This is a genomic window from Agromyces sp. NPDC058126 (genome assembly GCF_042884595.1).
Taxonomy (GTDB): Bacteria; Actinomycetota; Actinomycetes; order Actinomycetales; family Microbacteriaceae; genus Agromyces.
Window position 1 is genome coordinate 407,710 of record NZ_JBHVTS010000002.1, and the last position, 20,277, is coordinate 427,986.

Annotated in this window: 16 protein-coding genes; 5 read left to right on the forward strand and 11 right to left on the reverse strand. The window is 72.0% G+C overall.

The window, feature by feature from the left end; all coding sequences use genetic code 11:
* Positions 1–3: 3 nt before the first annotated feature.
* The 3 genes from ACFVTR_RS07175 (at position 4) to ACFVTR_RS07185 (ending at position 3,338) form a co-directional block, all read left to right on the forward strand.
* A complete protein-coding gene (locus ACFVTR_RS07175; protein ID WP_387035988.1) occupies positions 4–1,206 on the forward strand; it encodes a GNAT family N-acetyltransferase in 1,203 nt (400 codons plus the stop codon).
* A gap of 87 nt (positions 1,207–1,293) precedes the next feature.
* Positions 1,294–2,148 carry a glycosyltransferase gene (locus ACFVTR_RS07180; RefSeq protein WP_387035990.1) on the forward strand — a complete coding sequence of 285 codons (855 nt, stop codon included), beginning with the start codon at positions 1,294–1,296 and terminating at the stop codon, positions 2,146–2,148.
* Positions 2,145–3,338 carry a glycosyltransferase gene (locus ACFVTR_RS07185; RefSeq protein ID WP_387035992.1) on the forward strand — a complete coding sequence of 398 codons (1,194 nt, stop codon included), beginning with the start codon at positions 2,145–2,147 and terminating at the stop codon, positions 3,336–3,338. Before ACFVTR_RS07180 ends, ACFVTR_RS07185 begins: the two co-directional genes overlap by 4 nt.
* Here the strand turns inward: ACFVTR_RS07185 and ACFVTR_RS07190 are convergent.
* The gene (locus ACFVTR_RS07190; RefSeq protein WP_387035994.1) at positions 3,279–3,971 is read right to left on the reverse strand and encodes a hypothetical protein; all 693 of its coding nucleotides are present in this window, start codon (positions 3,969–3,971) and stop codon (positions 3,279–3,281) included. The two genes, ACFVTR_RS07185 and ACFVTR_RS07190, sit on opposite strands and share 60 nt — an antisense overlap.
* An 84-nt stretch (positions 3,972–4,055) precedes the next feature.
* Between ACFVTR_RS07190 and ACFVTR_RS07195 the strand changes: the two genes are divergently transcribed.
* Entirely contained in the window at positions 4,056–5,111 is a 1,056-nt protein-coding gene (locus ACFVTR_RS07195) for a hypothetical protein (protein ID WP_387035997.1), read from the forward strand.
* A gap of 5 nt (positions 5,112–5,116) precedes the next feature.
* The gene (locus tag ACFVTR_RS07200) at positions 5,117–6,538 is read left to right on the forward strand and encodes an O-antigen ligase family protein (protein ID WP_387036000.1); all 1,422 of its coding nucleotides are present in this window, start codon (positions 5,117–5,119) and stop codon (positions 6,536–6,538) included.
* Here the strand turns inward: ACFVTR_RS07200 and ACFVTR_RS07205 are convergent.
* From ACFVTR_RS07205 to ACFVTR_RS07250, 10 genes are all read right to left on the reverse strand, one after another.
* Complete coding sequence (locus tag ACFVTR_RS07205; RefSeq protein WP_387036002.1) at positions 6,450–7,940, reverse strand: oligosaccharide flippase family protein; 1,491 nt, start codon at positions 7,938–7,940, stop codon at positions 6,450–6,452. The genes ACFVTR_RS07200 and ACFVTR_RS07205 overlap by 89 nt on opposite strands.
* On the reverse strand, positions 7,937–9,172 hold the full coding sequence (locus ACFVTR_RS07210) for a glycosyltransferase family 4 protein (RefSeq protein ID WP_387036004.1): 1,236 nt from the start codon (positions 9,170–9,172) through the stop codon (positions 7,937–7,939). Before ACFVTR_RS07210 ends, ACFVTR_RS07205 begins: the two co-directional genes overlap by 4 nt.
* The gene (locus tag ACFVTR_RS07215) at positions 9,172–13,713 is read right to left on the reverse strand and encodes a DUF4082 domain-containing protein (RefSeq protein WP_387036006.1); all 4,542 of its coding nucleotides are present in this window, start codon (positions 13,711–13,713) and stop codon (positions 9,172–9,174) included. The genes ACFVTR_RS07210 and ACFVTR_RS07215 overlap by 1 nt, the downstream gene beginning before the upstream one ends.
* On the reverse strand, positions 13,710–14,363 hold the full coding sequence (locus ACFVTR_RS07220; RefSeq protein WP_387036008.1) for a NeuD/PglB/VioB family sugar acetyltransferase: 654 nt from the start codon (positions 14,361–14,363) through the stop codon (positions 13,710–13,712). The genes ACFVTR_RS07215 and ACFVTR_RS07220 overlap by 4 nt, the downstream gene beginning before the upstream one ends.
* The gene (locus ACFVTR_RS07225; RefSeq protein ID WP_387036010.1) at positions 14,360–15,412 is read right to left on the reverse strand and encodes a Gfo/Idh/MocA family protein; all 1,053 of its coding nucleotides are present in this window, start codon (positions 15,410–15,412) and stop codon (positions 14,360–14,362) included. Before ACFVTR_RS07225 ends, ACFVTR_RS07220 begins: the two co-directional genes overlap by 4 nt.
* A gap of 92 nt (positions 15,413–15,504) precedes the next feature.
* On the reverse strand, positions 15,505–16,449 hold the full coding sequence (locus tag ACFVTR_RS07230) for an NAD-dependent epimerase/dehydratase family protein (RefSeq protein WP_387036012.1): 945 nt from the start codon (positions 16,447–16,449) through the stop codon (positions 15,505–15,507).
* Positions 16,449–17,000, reverse strand: coding sequence for a dTDP-4-dehydrorhamnose 3,5-epimerase family protein (locus tag ACFVTR_RS07235; protein ID WP_376943947.1), 552 nt, complete (start codon positions 16,998–17,000; stop codon positions 16,449–16,451). Before ACFVTR_RS07235 ends, ACFVTR_RS07230 begins: the two co-directional genes overlap by 1 nt.
* On the reverse strand, positions 16,997–18,334 hold the full coding sequence (locus ACFVTR_RS07240) for a UDP-glucose dehydrogenase family protein (RefSeq protein WP_387036014.1): 1,338 nt from the start codon (positions 18,332–18,334) through the stop codon (positions 16,997–16,999). The genes ACFVTR_RS07235 and ACFVTR_RS07240 overlap by 4 nt, the downstream gene beginning before the upstream one ends.
* Positions 18,331–19,422 carry an NAD-dependent epimerase/dehydratase family protein gene (locus tag ACFVTR_RS07245; protein ID WP_387036015.1) on the reverse strand — a complete coding sequence of 364 codons (1,092 nt, stop codon included), beginning with the start codon at positions 19,420–19,422 and terminating at the stop codon, positions 18,331–18,333. The genes ACFVTR_RS07240 and ACFVTR_RS07245 overlap by 4 nt, the downstream gene beginning before the upstream one ends.
* Positions 19,419–20,258 carry a sugar phosphate nucleotidyltransferase gene (locus ACFVTR_RS07250; RefSeq protein ID WP_387036016.1) on the reverse strand — a complete coding sequence of 280 codons (840 nt, stop codon included), beginning with the start codon at positions 20,256–20,258 and terminating at the stop codon, positions 19,419–19,421. Before ACFVTR_RS07250 ends, ACFVTR_RS07245 begins: the two co-directional genes overlap by 4 nt.
* Positions 20,259–20,277 lie beyond the last annotated feature (19 nt).

Consider the following 20,277-nt stretch of genomic DNA (forward strand, 5'->3'; position numbering starts at 1 on the left):
ACCATGGCGCGGCCGACAGCCTCCCGTCCGCTGCTGTCGCCCGCCGACAGCGGCATCCGGGTGCGGGTCGCGTCGACGCCGGCCGAGGCCGAGGCGCTGCGCCCCGTCTGGGAGTCGCTGCGCGGAGACGCCCTCGACGCCGACCTCGACCACGTGCTCGCCGTCGCCGCCGGACTGCCCCAGGCGATCGCGCCCCACATCGTCCTCGTCGAGCGCGACGGGGCCTCGCCGCTCATGGTCATGGCCCGACTCGAGGATCACCGCTTCGTCGTCCGCGCCGGCTACCGGACGGTCGCCGACCTCGGCCTGCGCACCGTCGTCGTCTCGTTCGACGGCGTGCTCGGTGCACGTTCCGACGCCGACCGTCGCCTCGCAATCCGGGCGCTGCGACGCGCCCTCGACGACCGCACGGCCGACGCCGTGCTGCTGCAGAAGGTCGACTGCGACGGCCCGACCGAGCAGGCCGCGCTGGCCGCATCCACTCCGTTCACCCGCGTCCACGGCATGGTGCGGACGACGCACCGGTTCGCGGAACTCCCGGACACGCTCGACGAGATGCTGCTGCGGCGCTCGGCAGGCGCGCCGAAGGAGGCGCGCTTCAAGGACCGCCGGCTCCGTCGGCGGTATCCCGACGCGGTTCGACTCGAGCGGATCGACGACACCGGCATCGAGCGCATCTGGTCGGATGTGGAGACCGTCGCGGCCGCGTCGTACCAGCGGACGATCGGCGTCGGGGCCGAGCGCACCCCGCTCAGCGACGCGCTCGCGACCCTCGCGGTCGAACGCGGCTGGGCACGCATCTGGATGCTCTACCTCGACGACGCCCCCGTCGCGTTCTGGTGGGGCACGCTCTACCGCGGGACGTTGTCGGTCGACGTCACCGCGTTCGATCGCGCCTACGCGAAGGATCGGGTCGGCACGTCGGTGATGTACGCGATGTTCGACGAGCTCTGCAGGGATCCCTCCGCTCGGACGATCGACTTCGGCCACGGCGATGCGGAGTACAAGCGCGACTACGCCACCCGCACCGTCGACCAGCGCGATGTCGTCCTGCTCGCGGCGCGGCCGAAGGCCCTCGCCGTCGGCGCCCTGCTCAGCCTGCTGCAGGGCGCCAGGGCGCTCGCGTACTCGTTGCTCGGGAACACCTCGTGGGCGGGCCGGCTGCGCGAGGCGGCCCGGAAGAAGGGCGCCGCACCGGGCGGATGACCCTCGTGCTGGGGCGTCTCCGGCACTGCCCCGCGCAGGAGCGCGAGAGTAGTCTGATTCCCACCGTTGCGGGGAGGAGCACCCCAGATGGTCCGGCAGGGAACCGCGTGCACCGTGGTGATCCCTGCCCACGACGAGGAGGTCGCCCTCCCGCGGCTGCTGCGTCCGCTGCTCGAGGACGCGCACCCGGGCGAGTTCCGAGTGCTCGTGGTCTGCAACGGATGCACCGACGGCACTGCCGAGGTCGCCGCGACGTTCGCCGGGGTCGAGGTGCTGAGCATCCCCACCGCGTCGAAGTACGCCGCCATCGAGGCGGGAGGCGCGGCGACCGACGCCTTCCCGATCGTGTTCGTGGACGCCGACGTCGCGCTCGACACCACGGCCCTCCGCGCGCTCGTCGCGACGCTCCGCGACGACGGCGGCATCCTCGCGACGGCCCCCCGCCGCCGCCTCGACCGCGCCGGGGTCTCGATGCCCGCCAAGTGGTACTACGACGTCTGGGAGCGACTGCCGCAGGTCCGGACGGGGCTGTTCGGCCGGGGCGTCATCGCGCTCTCGGAACCGGGCTGGGCGCGGGTCTCCGCCCTGCCTCGGTACACGGCCGACGACGCCGCGTTCTCGGACGCATTCCGCCCCGAGGAACGCACGATCACGCTCGGCGCGGAGTCCCGCGTCTGGCCCGCACGGACGTGGACGTCGCTGCTGAAGCGCCGCATCCGCGCGATCGGGGGGATGCGGGAACTGCGCGCGGCGGGCCGCTCGCCGGAGTCCTCCGCGACGCATCCGCGCGACCTCGCCGCGATCGTGGTGCGCGAACCGCGGATGCTCCTCCGCATGCCGGTCTTCCTGCTCATGACCGTCGCGGCTCGCTCCGCGGAGCGCCGCGCACGGCGCTCCGGTCGGAGCGGATGGCTCCGAGACGAGACGAGCCGGGTCGTATGACGCGCGCCGGAGCCGACGACGGCGGGCTCGACCTCGAAGGCTGGGAGGGGCTGGTCGTCCTCGCGTCCGGCAACTCGTGGGACGACACCTGGCTCTCGGACAAGCACCTCGCCCTGCACCTGTCGACGACGACGCCCGTGCTGTTCGTCGACCCCGCCATGTCGGTGCTCACCCCGCTGCGAAAGCCCGCCCTCCGCCGCGGGCGCGCGCCGCGCCTGCGACGGATCGCCCCCGGGCTCGTCCGGCTCACGCCGGTCACCGTGCCGGGCATCACCAGGCCGGTCCTCCGCGAGGTCGGCGAGTGGGTGACGCGGCGCGCGATCGCCCGGGCCGTCCGGCGGCTCGGCGGCGAACCGCGCGCACTGATCGTGGGCTCGCTCGACGATGTGTTCGACGCGTGCCCCACCGCGGTCAAGATCCTGTACGGCACCGACGACTGGTCGGCGGGCGCCGACATCCTCGGACTGTCGGCGGCCTCGCTCCGCCGACGGGAGGCCCGGCAGCTCGGCAAGGCCGACCTCGCGGTCGCGGTCTCCGACGTCATCGCCGATCGCTGGGCGGCCCCCGGGCGGGTGATCGAGATCATCCCGAACGGCTGCGACACCGAGCGCTTCGCCGCGGTGGACACAGCGGTCCCCGCCGCCGACGTGACGCTGCCCGCACCGATCGCCGGGTTCATCGGGCACCTCTCCGAGCGGATCGATCTCACGATGCTCGAAGCCGTCGCCGACACGGGCGCGTCGCTGCTGCTCGTCGGCCCACGACAGCTCACCTTCGACCTCGACCGGGTGGGGGCCCTGCTCGAACGCCCGAACGTGCAGTGGGTCGGCGCACAGCCGTTCGAATCGCTGCCCTCGTACCTGCGACAGATCTCGGTCGGCCTGACCCCGTACACCGACAGCGAGTTCAACCGCGCGAGCCATCCGCTCAAGACGCTCGAGTACCTCGCTGCCGGGCGTCCGGCCGTCGTGAGCGACCTTCCCTCGACGCGGAGGATCCCGCCCGGGCTGGTGGACATCGCGTCGAGCCCGGCGCAGTTCGCCGAGCTGACGCTCAGGGCGCTTCGGGCCGAGCCGGATCGCGACGCCGCCGCCCGTCGGGCGGCGTATGCGCAGCGGCAGAGCTGGGCCTCACGTGCGGCGGACTTCGCCGCGCTCATCGAGCGCCGGTCCAGCGGTTCCGCGCGGTGAGCGCGGGGATGCCCCGCCACCGCTGCGCGGCCGGACGCCGGCGACCACCAGCATGGCGATGCCACCGACCAGCGCGATCGCGGCGACCGCCCGGATCTTGCTCCCCGACTCGCGTTCGAGCCGCGGCGTCGACGGATTGAGCGTCGTGACGATCCGCGCCCCGGAGGGGACCCCCATGTCGTCCTGCAGTTCGATCGTCGTGGAGCGGACCGCGGCGACCCCCTCCTCCAGGCTCGCCATCGCCGCCTCCGGCGTCGGGCCGACGGCCTGCACCTCGAGCACCGGGTCGTCGAAGGCGTACTGCCACTGTCCGCCGCTGTTCGCCTGGCGCACGAGGTAGCCCTCGGTGCGTCCTTCTCCGAGCAGGGTGACCTCCGCGGAGACCGGCTCGGACGTTCCCGTCGATTCGATCGACCGGCCGACGACGCCGGCGAAGTCGATGAGCGACCCCGGCGGGTGCACCAGCACGTTCTCCTCGGTGGACGCCGGCGGGACGAAGACGACGCGCACGTTCGCGAAGTACGTGGGGGGCACGGACACCGCCCACCACGCGGCGACCGCCGTCAGCAGCGCCACCGCGAGCAGGAGGTACCACCGGCGGCCGAGCCGCGCGAGGAGGTCCCAGACGGTCACCGGAACCCCCCGAACGGGACACTCCACCACACGCGGGTGCGTAGCATAGACTCAACCTAACATCGTCGACAAATCGTGGAGGTGATGTTGGGAGCGGGGAGCGTTCTGCGGACCGCCGGCCGACGTTGGTACATCCTGCTCGCCGGCCTCATCGCCACGGCCGGGCTCCTCACCCTCGTGCCCCGCTACGTGCCGGTCACCTACGACCTGACGGCGTCGGTCCTGCTGCTGCCGCCGGCGAACGCGGTGGCCCCGACGGGCGAGACGAAGCCCGTCCTGAATCCCTTCCTCGACCTCGGCGGGCTCGACATCGCCGCCGGCGTGCTCGCGAACTCGCTGACCGACACGCGCACCGTCGACCAGATCGCGCCGGAGGGCTCCGGGATCGAGTACACCGTCGAAGAGGACGCGAGCGTCTCGGGCTCGGTGCTCGAGTTCGCCGTGAACGCCCGCACCGAGGCGGAGGCGAGGGGCGCGCTCGCCGAACTGCTCGAACTCGGCGAGGCACGCCTGCTGCAGCTCCAGGACGAGGTCGCGGCGGCCCCGGCGTTCCAGCTCAGGCTGATGACGGTCACCGACAACACCGTCGCCGAGCCGAATCCCGGCAACCTGGTGCGCGCGATGATCGTGGTCGGCGCCGCCGGGCTCGTGCTCACGCTGCTGTTCGCCGTGTCGTTCGACGCCCTGCGCCGGCGCCGCAGGGCCAAGATCGCTCAGCGGGCTGCGGCAGCCGTCGCTGAGGATGCAACGCCCCAGGCCGATGCGGAGGGGGCCTCCTCCGACGAGTCGTCGAAGGACGACGACACTCCCACCGATCACCCCTCGACGGATCCGATCGAGGCACCCGAGACATCCGAGCCCGACGAAGAACCCGAGCCGACGGAACCCGACGAAGGACCCGAACCCGCAGAACCTGACGAAGAACCCGAGCCGACGGAACCCGACGAAGAACCCGAGCCGACGGAACCCGACGAAGAACCCGAGCCGACGGAACCCGACGAAGAACCCGAACCCGCAGAACCCCGCGTTCCGGCTCCGACCGCGTCGGCCGGCGCCGACCCGCCGGACGAGGCCTCCGCCGAAGATGGCGACGTCGTCGAGGACGATGCCGCCGAACCCGCTTCGACCCGCGGTCGGTGATCGCGGTGCGCGCCAAAGCCGCCGCGGTGCGACGCGATCGCCGGCGAACGGCGCCCCGCTTCCGTTCGGACTCGGAGCCGACCGGCGCGATCGACAGTGGATGGTTCATCGGCGCCTACATCCTCGCGGTGATGCTGATCCCCTCCAATCTCACCATCCCCGCCCTCGGCGCAGTCGGACCGCCCGCCACCGTCCTCGGACTGATCGCACTGGTGTGGTGGCTCGTCGCACAACTCAATCGCACCTCGGCGACGCTCGCGCCCGTGCAACCCGTCCGGCGGGCGATGCTGTACTTCGCGGTCGCAGTGCTCGTGAGCTTCGTCGCTGCGACGACCCGCCCGATCGAGGCGATCGAGCTGAGCGCGGCGGATCGTGGGCTGATCCTCATCGCCTCGTTGTTCGGCATCATGCTGCTCGCGAGCGACGGGCTCATCGGCGTGCGAAGGATGGAGTCGCCCCTCCGGCTGCTCGTCTCCCTCGGCGGGGTCGTCGCCGTCGTCGGCATCCTGCAGTTCGCGACGGGAGCACCCATCGTCGACCTGATCCAGATCCCCGGGCTGACCCCCAACACCGACCTCACGAGCATCTACGACCGAGACGGATTCAATCGTGCGGCGGGAACCTCGATCCATCCGCTCGAGTTCGGCGTGCTCCTCGCGATGATCCTCCCCCTCGCGCTGCATTTCGCGATCCTCGACACGCATCGCAGCCGGGTGATGCGATGGTTCCCGGTGGCCGCGATCGCCCTCGCCATCCCGATCACGGTCTCCCGTTCCGCCATGCTCGCCGTCGTGATCGCGCTCGCCGTGGTCCTGCCCACCTGGCCGCGCGGTCGCCGGAGGGTCACCTACGCGGTCATCGTCTCGTTGCTCGGCTTCGTCTACGTCGCGATCCCGGGGATGCTCGGCACGCTGACCCGGCTCTTCACCGGGATCGCCGCCGACGGCAGTGCGCGTTCCCGCACCGACAGCTACGTCCTGGCGTGGGAGTTCATCGAGCGGTCACCGCTCTTCGGTCGCGGCTTCGGCACGTTCCTGCCCCGCTACCGGATCCTCGACAACCAGTACCTCGGCCTGCTGATCGAGATCGGCGTCATCGGCACGGTCGCCTTCATCGGCCTGCTCGTCGTGGCGATGTGGAGTGCCGTCGGCTGCCGACGTGCGAGCGTCGACCCGCGCACTCGCAGCCTGGCGCAATCCCTCCTCGCGCTCGTGGCCGCCGCCGCATGCGGCTACGCGACGTTCGACGCCTTCGCGTTCTCACAGGTCACCTCGGTGCTCTTCCTCGCCCTCGGCGTGATCGGCGCCCTGTCGAACACGATGCGACGCGAACGCATCCTCAACGCGCCGACCGCGCCCTCCGGGGGCGCGGTGGGCGACGCCGCACCTCGAGCGGCGGCCGGCCCGCGAAGGCCCGAGCGGTCCTGAGCAGCCAGGGGCCGACGATCGCCGCATAGACGAGCACGCCGACCACCCCGCCGACGGCGAGCAGCACGAACCCCTCCTCCAGGAGCGAGGTCAGCAGCAGGCCGCTGAGCAGCACCGCGACGGCACCGCCGGCCGGCAGCAGCAGATCGCGCACGAGCGGCAAGACCGGCACACCGGCTCGGCGCAGGGCGATGCCGACCCCGGGCACGACGACCGCGACCACGACGAGGGCATGCGCGACGGCGACGCCGCGGATCCCGAGGAGTTCTGCGCCGAGCCACAGCGCCGGCACGAGCGCGACGAGCCAGACCGCGTGCAGCCACACCGTTCCGACCGTCCGGCCGACGGCCGACAGGTAGTCGTAGGCCAGTTCGACGAGCATCCGCCCGAGGCTCAGCGCCACGAGCGCCGGGACCGCCGCGGCCGCGGGCCGCCACCGCTCGCCGTAGAGGAAGACGACGATCGCCGGCGCATACGCAGCGAGCAGCGTGCACAGGAGCGCGGCGACGCCCATGACCAGGCGCAGCGAGGTGCGGAAGGTCGCGCCGCCGTCGCCGCGGTCGCTCATGCGGGCGTAGCTCGCCGTCGTGATCCGTCGCACGATCGAGGAGACCAGCACGAGCGGCCAGGCGGCGAGGTTGAACGCCATGAAGTAGAAGCCGAGCTGCTCGGTGCCGAGCACCCGGCCGACGACCGCGAAATCGACGTTCACGAGCACGAGCAGCAGCAGGCTGGATCCCGCGAGCGGGAGGCCGAACCGCAGCACCTCGGCCGCGACCGCCCGGTCGAATCCGAGCCCGTGCCGCTCGGGGGTCCAGAGCAGGGCGAGCATCGAGGCGGTCGCGTTGCCGACGACCGCCCCCCACGCGAGGCTCCAGACGCCGAAACCGGCGAGCGCGAGCCCGATCGTCACCGGGGTGCTCACGGCGAAGGCGATGAGGTCGATCCTGAGCCTCACGCGCTGCGCGAACGCCCGGGTGAGCATCGCGTTCGGGACGGCCGCGATGCCGTCGAGGAGCACGGCGACGCTCATCAGCTGGACGACGCCGGTCGCCTCGGGCGCGCCGAGCGCCGCGGCGAACGGGCCGGCCACCAGGAGCGCCCCGAGGAACAGGACGAGGCTGGAGGCCAAGGAGAGGGCCGCCACCGTGGGGGCGATCCGGTCGACGCTCCCGGGATGGCGCACCAGCGCGACGCTGACGCCGAGCTCGTTCGCACTGAGCAGCACGTTGAGCGCCACCAGGGCGACGGCGTACACCCCGAACGCGTCGGGCGCGATGATCCGGGCCAGCACGATCCCGGTCAGGAACGAACCGAGCCGGGCGGTCGCGGTGTTGATGAGGCTCCAGGCGAGGCCGCGGCCGATCGCCGATTCCAGTTCGCCTTCCGCCGGGTCGGTCATGGCGCCACCTCGCGCGCCGTGCGGATCGCAGGGCGGGCGTTGAAGTCGTCACGGGCGACGCCGGCGCCGAACCGGCGACGGACCTTGCGATCGAGGTCGTACGCCGTGACGGCGAGATATGGCCGGAGGAGCCTCCAGCGTGCGATCTCCGGGCCTCTGACGATGGCGTCGACGTAGAGTTCCTCGACGCGATCCGCCGCCGCATCGAGGCTGTAGTGCCGCACAACAACCGACCGCGAGAACTCGCCGAGCTCCCTTCGGGTGGCGGCAGAGGCGAGCAGCGGCCCCAGCTCACCCAGGAGCGCGGCGACCCCGTCGTCGCCCTCGCCCCGGCCGTACCATCCGTCGACCAGGAACCCGTCGACGCTCTCCGGCGTCAGCGTGCGCCAGAACCCGAGCTCGCCCTGGACGATCACCGGCTTGGCGAAGGCCATCGCCCGCAGCGCGGAGCCCCCCATCCCGAGCACGACGTCGGCGGCGGCGTAGACCCGGCGAGGGTCGGGCACGCTGCCGAGCAGGACGACGGCGCGTCGGCCGAGGCGGTCGTTCTCCGCGGCGGCCGCGGCGGCCACCTCCTCCGACTCGGGCCCGTCGCCGGCCACGACCAGCCGGACGGGTCGCTCCCGCGCGAGCACGCCGACCGCGGCGATCGCGGCGAGGATGCCCTCCAGCTTCAGTTCCCTGACGAGGCGGGCCACGATGACGAGGACGAGCTCGCCGTCGGGGATCGACAGGCTCGCGCGAGCCTCACGGACATCGCGGGGACGGTCGTGGGCGGTGTCGATGGGCGGCTCGAGCAGGTGCAGCCTCCGGCGCACGCCCGACTCGGTCTCGAGGAGGTGCCGCGTCCCGACCGTGAGCGGCAGCCGCTCGGGAATGAACGGGGCGACCGACATCGACATGACGGTCCCGACGACCGGGATGCGCCGGCGTGCGTACGGCCCGTACACGGCCTCGGTGATCGGCGGCCATTCGAAGGCGTGCACGAGGTCGGCGAACGAATGGTCGACGAGCTCGCACAGGGCGTCCATGACGGCGTACGACGGTCGCATCCGCGGCCGCGGCGCTTCGACGAACGGGATGCCACGGGCGTCGAGCACCTCGACGAGCTCACCGTCCGGGCCGAATACCGTCACGTCGTGACCGCGTCGCACGAACGAGGTCGCGAGGTCGATCGCGTTCCGCTGGCTTCCCCCGAGCTCGAGCGAATGCGGGCAGATCACGATGCGCATCAATCGGGCCTGAACCTCACGTCGATCCAGTACTTGTGCGCGGTGAGGTTGTTCGGGAACACGGTGCTGCTGTAGATGTACGCGCCGCCGTTCGGGATCGTCGAGAGCACTCCGTTCTGCACGGCGGCGGAGAGCGCGCTTCCGGTGTAGGCGTATCTCGTGCCCGAGACGTAGCTCGCGCGGTACTCGGCACCGACGGTCAGCCTCACCGGGGTCGCGAACGAGACCTCCTGCCACCCCGGTGTCGAAGAGGCCGGGAACGTCGCGGTGGCGAGCGAGGCGCCCGTCGCGCTCCACAGCCGGCCGACGTGCTGCGCGGTGTCGGTGGGGCCGCGGTAGTACCGCAGGCCGGTCACGACGCCCGCGGCGCTCGTGCGGAAGCGGACGGCCCGGGTCGCGGCCCGGAGGTCGAGCCGGCTCGGCTGCGCCGGCACGGCGGAGGTCGCGAAGAGCGTGACCGTCGGTACGGGCGTCGGGGTCGGCGTGGGCGTCGGGGTCGGGGTCGGCGTCGGCGTCGGGGTGGGCGTCGGCGTCGGGGTCGGCGTCGGCGTCGGGGTGGGCGTCGGCGTCGGCGTCGGGGTCGGCGTCGGCCCGGGCCCGGCCGTCGGCGAGAAGACGACATCGACGAAGTAGTTCGTCGAACGCCACGAGTTCACCGGAAGCCCCGGCGTCGCACCGTACAGGTAGCGGCCGTTGTCGCCCCCGAGCGCGGTCAGCGGCCCGACCGTCAGCGGATCGGTGAAGGCCCCGCTCGTGTACGCGTAGTGGCCGTTCGGCGCGTGGTACGAGACCAGGTAGTCCTGTCCCGCGCTCAGCAGCACCGGTGCCGCCAGCGTCGCGGTCTGCCATCCGAGTGCCGACTCGTTCTCGAACGTCACCTGGCCGAGCACCGTGCCCGCGGCCGACCACAGCGTGCCCGTGTGCGTGCCGGTGTTGCCGGTGCCCTTGAAGAACCGGATCGCGGTGACCGCACCGTCGACGCTCGGCCGGAAGGCCATCCCGAGCGAGACCGCCGCGGAGTCGTCCGACGCGGTCACCGCGGGTGTCCGGTCGCCGAGCAGTGTCGTGCTCGTGGCTCCGGGGCCGCCGGTCGAGAACGTCCAGGTCTGCGTCGGCAGCTTGACGCCCTGCGACGTCGTCGCATTCGTGAGCGACGCCTCGAAGGTGGCGCCGTCGGCGAGTGGGGCCGCCGGCGTGAAGATGACCGTCTTGCCGTCGGCCGAGAGCGTGGTGGCTCCGGGGACGGCGGTGCCGGCGCGCCGCACCGTGAGCGCGTAGCCGGCGACGATCGCGGTGGTCACCGTCGCCGAGACCGTGGTGTCGACCGCGACGCTCATCGCGCCGTTGACCGGACTGGTCGAGACGAGCGAGATGGGCTCCGGGCCGCGTTCGAAGATCACGTCGACGAGATAGCTCGACGTGGAGGTCGACGCCGGGAACCCGGTGCCGTAGGTGTACGCGCCCGCGTTATTGCCCGCGGTGAGCGGGGTCCGAGTCACGCCCGCGCCGGTGAAGACCCCGGATGTGACCGGATAGATCCCCACCGTGTTGCGGTACGACACCAGGTACTCGGTGCCCGCGGTGATCTCGATCGGCGACGAGAAGCTCGCGCTCTGCCAGCCGGCCGACGACTCCGGTCCGAAGGTGACCGTCGCGAGCTGGGTGCCGGTGCCGGACCACAGCGTGCCGACGTGCACACCGGTGTTGTTCACGCTCTTGTAGAAGCGCATCCCGGTCACGGTGCCGTCGACCGCGCTCGTGAACCGCATGCCGAGCGAGAGCGCCACCGCGTCGTTCACCTCGAGCACGGCCGGCGTCGTGGCGTCGGTGAAGACCCCGCACGGGCAGGTGCCGACGGGAGGTGCCGGTTTCACGGTGACGAAGCTCCACGAGCCGCCGGAGCTCAGCGGGCTCCCGGTGGTATCGGTCGCGCTGAGGGTCGCCGTGTACGTCGTGTTGCCGTTGAGCGGTGCAGCGGGCGTGAAGGTGACCGTGCGGGTGGTGGCCGCGTAGCCCGTGGTGCCGGCGATCGCCGTGCCGTTCTGGTCGACGACCCGGAGGTCGATCGAGGCGGGCTGCACCGGCTTGGAGAACATGGCGGAGATCGCCGTGTCAGTCGGCACGCTCGACGACGAGGGCAGCGGCGAATGGGATCGAGCCGTGAGCGGCGAGCCGTCGGTCGTCGTGTAGACGGCGTCGACGAAGTAGTTGCCGCCGCGGTAGCTCGACGACGGGAAGGCACCGGCATTGCCGTACACGCCGGCCGATGCGGCGCCGAAGCCGCCGGCGACCAGGAGCGGCCCGGCGTTCTCGCCGCGATACGCCCACGCGTACTGGGTCACCGCGTAGCGCCCTCTCGGCGCCGTGTAGGAGACGACGTAGCTCTGCCCCGACAGCACCTCGACGGAGGTCGAGAACGTCGCCGTCTGCCAGCCCGAGGCGCTCTCCGAGGAGAAGGTCACGGTCGCGAGACGGGTGCCGCTGCTGCTCCAGAGCGACCCGACGTGGGTGCCCGTGTTGGCCGTGCTCTTGTAGAAGCGGACGCCGGAGACGTACCCGTCCTGCGAGGGCGTGAACCGGAGCCCGAGCTCGACCCCCGAGGTGTCGCCCGAATCCGGCACGGGCGGCACGGTGGCGCCGAACACCGAGTACGGCCCGCCCACGGTGATCGCGCGCGACGCCGGAGCCGAGGGGTTGGCGCTGTCGTCGATCGCCCGCGCGAGGATCGTCTGCGCCCCCGCGCCCTTCTGGACGTACGAGTACGACCACGAGGTGGTGCCGTTCGCCGCCCGCCAGGATGCGCCGCCGTCGGTCGAGACCTCGACGCCCGCGACGATGCCGCCGCCGGCGTCGGACGCGGTGCCGGAGACCGTCACCGCGGTGCCGTGCGCGATCGCGCCCGACGCCGGAGCGGTGATCGTCGCGGTCGGCGCGGTCTGGTCGGTGCTGGCCGCGGTCGCGACCAGCCCGCTCGCCAGCGACCCCGGACTCGCGCCCATGTCGGCGAGCAGGTTGACCTGCGCCTGCCGCATCCGCGAATCGGCCGCCGCGCCCTCGCCGTCGTGGGTGGCATCGAGACCCCAGGTCCACTGCACCGTGCCCGCGCCGAACACGAGCGCGCCGCTCGCCGCCCGGTAGAGGGTCACGTTGTGCGTCGTGGTGCCCTCGGCGACGTCGTTGCCGAAGTCCTGCAGGTACTGCGGGGTCGGGCCGACCGTGGTCGAGAGCCGGATGAGGCCCGGCGGGCGGAACCCGTTGTCGACGTCCTCATCGGACTCGTAGCCGATGGTGTGCGCGGCGAGGGTCGCCGTCGTCCCGGTCGCCATCGACGCCAGGCTCGTGCTGCGCCACAGTCGCGCCTTCCCCTCGGCCGCGGAGACCTTGATTGGCAGGTCGGTGAAGTTCGACTGGTACGCGGTACCCGTCAGGGCGTTCTCCGGAAGGCCGCCGCCGGCGGCGTTTCCGGCGAACCTCGGGTCGCGCCAGGTTCCGGTCCATTCCGGAGCGGGATCGATCTTCTCGTTCGACCAGGTCTCCTTGTAGGAGACGAGCGTCCGGTAGGGCGTCGAGCCTCCGACGGTGGACGGCTCGTAACGGGTGCGCCAGTACCCCTCGTTCCCCGAGAGGAACTGCAGGTTGACGCCCGCGTCCCTCGCGGCCGTGATGTTCGCCCGCTGCGCGCCCGACCAGTACTCGTCGTGTCCGACCGAGAGGAACACCTTGTGGTTCAGGAGCTCGCCGCCTCGCCGGTCCGTGTCGATCCCGCTGATGTAGGCGGTGTCGTAGCCGTTCTGCTCGAGGAACCGCACCATCGGGTACTCGTTCGCGAAGAAGAAGTCCCGGCCGCGTTGGGCGTCCCGGGTGACGATCGGACGGTTGTAGCTGATCTTGTACGCGCGCCCGTTCGAGGCGCCCTGGTAGAAGTCCGAGCCGCCGTACGTGTTGTAGGCCTGCCACGTGGGATCGGAGGTCTGGAAGAGCACGGGGGCGCGGCTCCCGTCCTTGCGGACGATGAAGGTGATGTGGCTGGAGTCCTGGTTGTCGGGCCGCTCGAGCAGCGCGATGTACACGCCGGAGACCGCATCGGCCGGCACCGCCCATGAGGCCGAGAGCCCCCAGTTGCCGCAGTCGTAGAGCTCGGTCGCGGCATCGGTGACGCACGCGGGCTGGCTCTGCGGCAGTGTCGCCGACGGCGTGACATCCGCGATCTTGCGGGCGCCGTCGCCCTGGTAGTACCCGATCCTGAAGATCTGGATCGTGTAGTTTCTCGCCGAGGTGTCGATCTTGAACCCGATCGTGCCGCCGACGTTGACGCTCATGTCCGTGGCGAATCCCTGGATGCCGCTGTCGCCGGCGCCGTCGATGTCCCAGACCGACGGGTCGGTTCCGGGCAGCGCGTTCTCGCAGACGATGGGGTTCGGCGCCGTGCCGCAGCCCACCGCCGCGGTCGCGGCGGTCGGGGCGACGACGAGGGATGCCGCGATGAGGATGCCGGCGGCGAGCACCGCCGTCAGGCTCCTGGGGGAATGGGGATTGCTCACGATCCCGACCTCGCGATCTTCGGGTCATTGCGGGTGAGTGGACGGGCCGGAACCCCGGCCCAGGTCTGTGCGGGGGGCACGTCCGCGAGTACGACCGCGCCCATGCCGATGACGGCGTCCCGTCCGATGACGACGCCGGGGGCGATGGCGGCGTTCATGCCGAGGAAGGCGGCCTCGCCGAGCCGGACGCCGCCCCCGAGGGCCACGCCGGCGGCGAGCGTGGCGTAGTCGCCGACGTCGTCGTCGTGGGTCACCACGGCGTTCGGCATCGCGACGACGTGATCGCCGACGACGGCGTCCGCGGTGACGACGACGCCGGCGAGGAGGACGACGCCCACTCCGATCCGGCTGCCCGTGCCGATCACGGCGCGGTCGGCGACGTGGACGGCGTAGCGATCCGCCCCGACGCCGAGCAGGGCGAGCCGACGCACGATCGCGCGTCGGAGCACACCGGCGCCGACGCACACGAGGAGCCGCTCGGCGCGGTCGGCGGCGAGCTCGACTCCGCCGAGCACGGGAAGCCCCGCGATCGTCCGGCCGTGCATGGAAGGGTCGTCGTCGAGGATGCCGATGTAGCGGTTCGCGCCCTGCACGGAAGCGACGACCTCGCGTGCGAGCCCGCTCGCCCCGATGAGCACGACCTCGTTCATGACACCGGCTCCGGGATTCGGACGGCGACGGGCGCTCCCCCGCCGGCGGCGCTCGCGGTCGCGGCCTCGAGCACGCGCAGCACCCGCACGCCGGCGGCGCCGTCGGTGCGGGCGGCGCGGCCCTCTCGGATGCTCGCGGCGAACTCGCCGACCATGACGGCGATCGCCTCTCGCTCCGGAAGCGCGGGAGACCAGGTGTCGCCGAGCCGGTACGACACGGTCGCCTCGGCCCGCTCCACGCCGTCGAGCGTCTGGAGCTCCAGGTCCACGCCCCGGTCGTAGACGCTCAGCCGCTGCTGCGGGTTGAGGTCGTCCCAGACGAGCGTGCGACGCGTTCCGCCGATGATCATCTGCCGGACCTTCGTCGGGCTGAGCCAGTTGACGTGGACGTGGGCGACCGCCCCGCCGCCGAGCGGGAGGGTGAGGTATCCGAGGCAGGCCCGGCCCGCTCCCAGCGGGTCGGCGCCGATCGCGGAGACCGACTCGGGCCGGAGCCCGTCGGGCAGGACGAAGTCGATGACCGACAGGTCGTGCGGGGCGAGATCCCAGAAGACGTCGACGTCGGGCTGGATGAGGCCGAGGTTGATGCGGACGGAGTCGAGGAACAGGATGTCGCCGAGCGCCCCCTCGGCGATGAGCTCGCGGATCTTGAGCACGGCCGGGGTGTAGCAGTACGTGTGGTCGGCCATGAGCACGAGGCGGTTCGCGCTCGCCGCCTCGATCATCGATTCCGCGTGGGCGCCGCTGTCCGCGAGCGGCTTCTCGACGAGCACGTGCTTGCCCGCCTCGAGCGCCGCGCACGCGAGGGACGCGTGCGTGCGCGCTGGAGTCGCGATCGCGACGGCGTCGATGCGCGGGTCGGCGAGCACCGCCCCGACGTCCGTCTCCGGTCGCGCTCCGCCGAATCGGGCGGCGAGCGCCGCCGCCCGATCGGGATCCAGGTCGCAGATCACGTCGAGACGCCAGTCGGCGCTCGCGTGGAGGTTCCGCGCGAGGTTCGGTCCCCAGTACCCTGCGCCGATGACGGCGATGCCCAGCGAGTCGGTCACGGGCCCCAACCCTTCAGTGAGAATTGCTCAGTTCGAACATGGCACGATTCCCGCGTCTTCGCGTCCCCCCGAACGGGTGAAGCGGCGCCGGCTCACGAACCGCTCACCGCCATCAGCTGACGGAGGTGCTCGGCGTACTCGTCCCAGTAGGCGGACTCGTTCGCGGCGAACGAGGCCGAGGTGCGGCCGTCGTTCACCACGACGAGCGGCTCTTCGACCGGGGCATCCCACAGCGCCTCGAGCGGGAGGACGCGGCCGAGGCGGACGCCGACCGCCTCGGCCAGGCGCCCGGCGAAGCCGAACTGGCTTTCGATGTACCCGGAGGGCTCGAGCGAGACGCCCCGCCCGTCGCCCGCGAGCACGAAGGCGGCGTACCGCACGGCGAGCTCCCGCACCGGGATGTTGTCGCGGATGAGGCGCGGCGTGCGCACCACCGGCGTCTCACCGCGTCCCCAGGCGGTCGCGAGGTGGTTGCCGAAGCGGCCCTCCTCGAGCGGTCCGAACGGGTTGGGGATGACGAAGCGGTGCACCGGCACCCCGGCGCGGCTTCCCGCCAGACGGAGCCGCTCGTACGCGACGCGCTTCGAGAGCCCGTAGGCCGACACCGCGGCGCGGGCCTCCGCCCCGGCGACCGGGCCGGGTTCGTACACGGTCCCCGTGTACACGATCGCGGACCCGGCATCGGCGGCGGCGGCGAGCTCGGCGTCGAGATCGGCGGTCAGCGCCGCCGCGGCCCCGAGGGCGTCGTAGTCCGGCGAGCGGAAGCCCTCCATCGGGTACCCGTGGTACCCGACGACATCCGCCCCGACCTCGGCGATGAGCGCGGCGAGCGCCCCGGCGCGGTGCACCGCGCCGGGGTGCAGGGTCACCGAGCCGCCGAGCATGGCGAGCCGATGCGAGCGCACCCCGTCGTACGCGGCCCGGTCCGACCGGATCGCCGCATGCACCTCGATGCCCGCCTCGGCGCAGGCGCGGGCCATCCAGGCACCGCTGAACGAGGTCGCCCCGGTCATCAGCAGCCGAACGGGGCCGGACATCAGTAGCCCGACCACTCCGGCCGGTCGGTGCGCGACGCCGCGGCATCCTTCGCACTCGACTCGACGACCGGGATCGGCCAGGCGATCCCGGTCTCCTCGTGCTCGGCGGCGAGCACCCGCTCGGCCGCAGGCCAGTACGCGGCGTCGCTGAAGTAGACCATCTGGCTGTCCGGCAGCAGGCTGAGATAGCCGTGCGCGCACCCGCGCGGGATCAGGATCGCCAGGCCGTTCTCCGGCGTGAGCTCGATCCCGAACCATCGCCCGCGCGCGGGGCTCCCCTCGCGCAGGTCGACGGCGACGTCGAAGACCGCGCCGCGGACGCAGCGCACGAGCTTCTGCTCGCCGTACGGCGCGAGCTGGTAGTGCAGGCCGCGGACCGTCCCGGCGCGCGTGGTCGTCGCGACGTTCGCCTGCACGATCCAGAACCCGTGGCCGACCTCGGCGAGCTCGTCGGCGCTGTAGGCCCGCTCGAACGACCCGCGGTCGTCGTGCGCCCGGTGGAAGCCGACGACGACGCACCCCGGGATCGGCGTCTCCTGGACCTCCGTCATGGCGCACGCACCCCGATCGATCGGTAGCGCACGCCGACCGCGAACCATTCGGGCTCGAACGCCCGCCGCGGATCGAGCACGATCGCCCCGCCGCCGACGAACTCCGGCAGGCGGACGTACTCCCGCCACGGGGTCACGACCACGACGACGTCGGCGGTCCGCGCGGCCTCCTCCCAACGCTCGGCGACCCGCACCGACGGGCCGAACGCCTCGGTGAACGTGCGCGCCGCCATCGGGTCGTGCACCCGCACGGAGGCGGCGCGGTCGAGGAGACCGCGGACGATCTCCGCCGCCGGCGTCTCGCGGACGTCGTCCGTGCCCGGCTTGAAGGCGAGGCCCAGCACGAGCGCCTCGGCCCCGGCGATCGCGTCGAGTCCGTCGAGCATGGCGTCGAGGCTCGCGCGCGGTTGGCGGCGGTTCACCTCGAGGATGGCCGTGGCCATCGCCATGGGCACCCCCAGCTGCCGTCCGAACTCGCGGATCGCCTGCACGTCCTTCGGGAAGCAGCTCCCGCCGAACCCCGGCCCCGGCACGAGGTACCGCTCGATCGGCGGTGCGGCCTTGCCCGGCTGCGGCGCACCGCTCCAGCGGTGGTCGGCGAGCACGCCCTGCATCACGACGCGGGGGTCGACGTCGCCCAATGAGGATGCCACGGCGGCGATCTCGTTCGAAGCCGAGATCTGCAGCGCCAGGAAGAGGTTGTTCGCGTACTTGATGAGCTCGGCCGTCGACGTGTTCACCTCGAGTCGAGGCGCCTCGAAGCGCGCGAAGAGCTCCCGCAGCGCGTCGAGCCCCCGCTCGTTCTCGTACCCGAGCACGAGGCGGTCCGGCGTCGAGAAGTCGGCGAGCGCGGAGCCCTCGCGGAGGAACTCCGGCGTCATCCCGAGTCCGTACTCGTCCGGCTCCATGCCCGTGGTCTCCCGGATGACGCGCGGGACGAGTTCGCGGGTGGTCCCGGGCACGACGGTGCTCTTCATGATCACGCTCATCGGGGTGGTCGACCGTCGGAGCGCGTGGGCCGCGAGCTGCACCGCGCTGCGCACCTGGGCGAGGTCGATGCCGTCCGCGGTCGACGGCGTGCCGACGGCGATCAGCACGACGTCGGTCGCCGCGATCTGCTCCACGTCGGGCTCCGCGAATCGGATGCTCCTGGCCAGGAGCATCCGCTCGAGGGCATCGGCGACCCCGTCCTCGTAGATGTGGGGGCGTCCGGCGTTCAGCCGCTCGACGACCTCGGGGCGGGAGTCGATGCCGAGCACGGTGTGCCCGGCCGCGGCGAGGCCGAGCCCCGTGACGAGTCCGACGTAGCCCGTGCCGATGATCGTGACGTTCATGCCATCGCCCCGTCGCGCTCGAGCACGAGGTGCGAGAGGAAGCGGGCGATCCCGGCGTCCACCTCGACGCGGGGCTCGTAGCCGAGCACGGCGCGCGCCCTGGTGAGATCCGGGCATCGGCGCTGCGGGTTGCCGGTCAGGTAGTCGGGGTCGTCGGAGGTGCGCCGGACGACCGAGCCGCGGTAGCCGATCAGCTCGGCGGCGACGGCGCGGAATCGCTCGGCGAACGCCTCGACCGTGAGTTCGGGCCCGTCGGCCCCGATGTTGAAGCAGTCGTAACGGCCGTGCGCCAGGGCGAGCAGGTAGCCGACGACGGCGTCCGCGACGTAGCAGAAGGTCCGGCTCGGCGTACCCGACGAGTACAGCTCGAGGTCTTCGCCGGCGAGGACGCGTGACGCGAGGTCGGCGGGCAGCCGCCGATCCATGGGGCTCATCCCCGGCCCGAAGTTGTTGAAGGGCCGCACGACGGTGACGGGCAGGCCGAACTGCGTGGCGTAGACCCAGCAGAGCGTCTCGCCGATCCGCTTGGACTCGTCGTAGCAGGCCCGGGGGCCGACGCACGAGACGTTGCCGAGGTACTCCTCGGGGGTGGGGACGGCCTCCGGCGGGGGGTCTCCGTAGATCTCGCTGCTCGAGAAGAACAGGAACCCTCCGAGGTCCACCTCGCGCGCGGCGTCGAGCATCGCGCGCAGTCCCCACACGTTCGCGTCGATCGTCTCGAGCGGGAATCGGCGATACGTGGTCGGGGACGCGATCGAGGCGGCGTGCACGAGATGTACCCGGCCCCGGACCTCGGCCAGCGGCCCGTGCGCGAACTCGACGACATCGCCGGCGACGACCTCGAGGTGCGGGTGCCGTGCGGCCAGGCGGGTGAGCCAGTGCCCGTCGGCGCCCGCCGCGCGGTCGACGGCCACGACGCCTGCGAGACCCAGCTCGGCCGCGTACTCGACGAGGTAGCCCACGAGGGTGTAGCCGAGGAATCCGCCCGCTCCCGTGACCACGACCGTGCTGTCCCTGAGGGCGGCGCGGGAGGTGAAGCGCTCGTGGATCTCGGCGAGGTCCTCCGCCCTGGGATCGACCGGATTCAATGGGCACCGACCGTGATGCGCAGGGGCCGGTCCGACTCGATCTGGAGCTCCGGGCGCCACGGCGGGTTCGGCCCGTTCGCGAGGGCGTCGAGCTGATCGCGGTCGCGCTGGGTGTCCATGCAGGCCCAGAATCCTTCGTGCCGGTACATCATGAGCTCGTGGTCCGCGACGAGCGACCGCATCGGCGACTCCTCGAGGACGAGGTCGGGGTCGGACGACAGGTAGGAGGTGAAGCGGCGGTCGAGGAAGAAGAACCCGCCCGAGATCCAGCTGTTCGCGAGCGGCCGTTTCTCGGCGAACGTGGTGACGGCGTCGTGCTTCGCCTTCAGCTCGCCGAAGCGGGAGGGCGGGTGGATCCCGAGCACGGTGCCGATCTTGCCGTGCGCACGGTGGAACGCGAGTTCCGCCCCGAGGTTCGCATCGGTCAGCCCGTCGCCGTAGGTGAGCGCGAACGTGTCGCAGTCGGCGAGGAATCGGTCGGTTGCGTCGTGCACGCGGTACCCGGTCATCGTCGTCGCCCCGGTGTCCGCGACCGTCACCGACCAGTCCTCCACTCCGTTGGAGTGGAACGTCACGGTTCGCCGGCGCATGTCGACCGTGAAATCGGAGTGGATCTTCTGGTAGTTGAGGAAGTAGTCCTTGATCACTTCGGCCTTGTAGCCGGCGCACACCACGAAGCGGCGGAAGCCGAAGCCCGCGTACGTGTCCATGATGTGCCACAGGATCGGCTTGCCGCCGACCTCGATCATGGGCTTCGGCAGCAGGTGGGTCTGCTCCCGGAACCTCGTTCCCAGGCCACCGGCGAGGATGAAGACCGGGACGTCTTCGATGCTCATGGGGTTCCTCCCGTCACTC

Coding starts and splice junctions, on each gene's coding strand:
- ACFVTR_RS07230 (WP_387036012.1), bottom strand. CDS start 16,449: ATGTCCGGCCCCGTTCGGCTGCTGATGACCGGGGCGACCTCGTTCAGC.
- ACFVTR_RS07195 (WP_387035997.1), top strand. CDS start 4,056: ATGTTGGGAGCGGGGAGCGTTCTGCGGACCGCCGGCCGACGTTGGTAC.
- ACFVTR_RS07180 (WP_387035990.1), top strand. CDS start 1,294: ATGGTCCGGCAGGGAACCGCGTGCACCGTGGTGATCCCTGCCCACGAC.
- ACFVTR_RS07185 (WP_387035992.1), top strand. CDS start 2,145: ATGACGCGCGCCGGAGCCGACGACGGCGGGCTCGACCTCGAAGGCTGG.
- ACFVTR_RS07250 (WP_387036016.1), bottom strand. CDS start 20,258: ATGAGCATCGAAGACGTCCCGGTCTTCATCCTCGCCGGTGGCCTGGGA.
- ACFVTR_RS07210 (WP_387036004.1), bottom strand. CDS start 9,172: ATGCGCATCGTGATCTGCCCGCATTCGCTCGAGCTCGGGGGAAGCCAG.
- ACFVTR_RS07220 (WP_387036008.1), bottom strand. CDS start 14,363: ATGAACGAGGTCGTGCTCATCGGGGCGAGCGGGCTCGCACGCGAGGTC.
- ACFVTR_RS07175 (WP_387035988.1), top strand. CDS start 4: ATGGCGCGGCCGACAGCCTCCCGTCCGCTGCTGTCGCCCGCCGACAGC.
- ACFVTR_RS07205 (WP_387036002.1), bottom strand. CDS start 7,940: ATGACCGACCCGGCGGAAGGCGAACTGGAATCGGCGATCGGCCGCGGC.
- ACFVTR_RS07240 (WP_387036014.1), bottom strand. CDS start 18,334: ATGAACGTCACGATCATCGGCACGGGCTACGTCGGACTCGTCACGGGG.
- ACFVTR_RS07235 (WP_376943947.1), bottom strand. CDS start 17,000: ATGACGGAGGTCCAGGAGACGCCGATCCCGGGGTGCGTCGTCGTCGGC.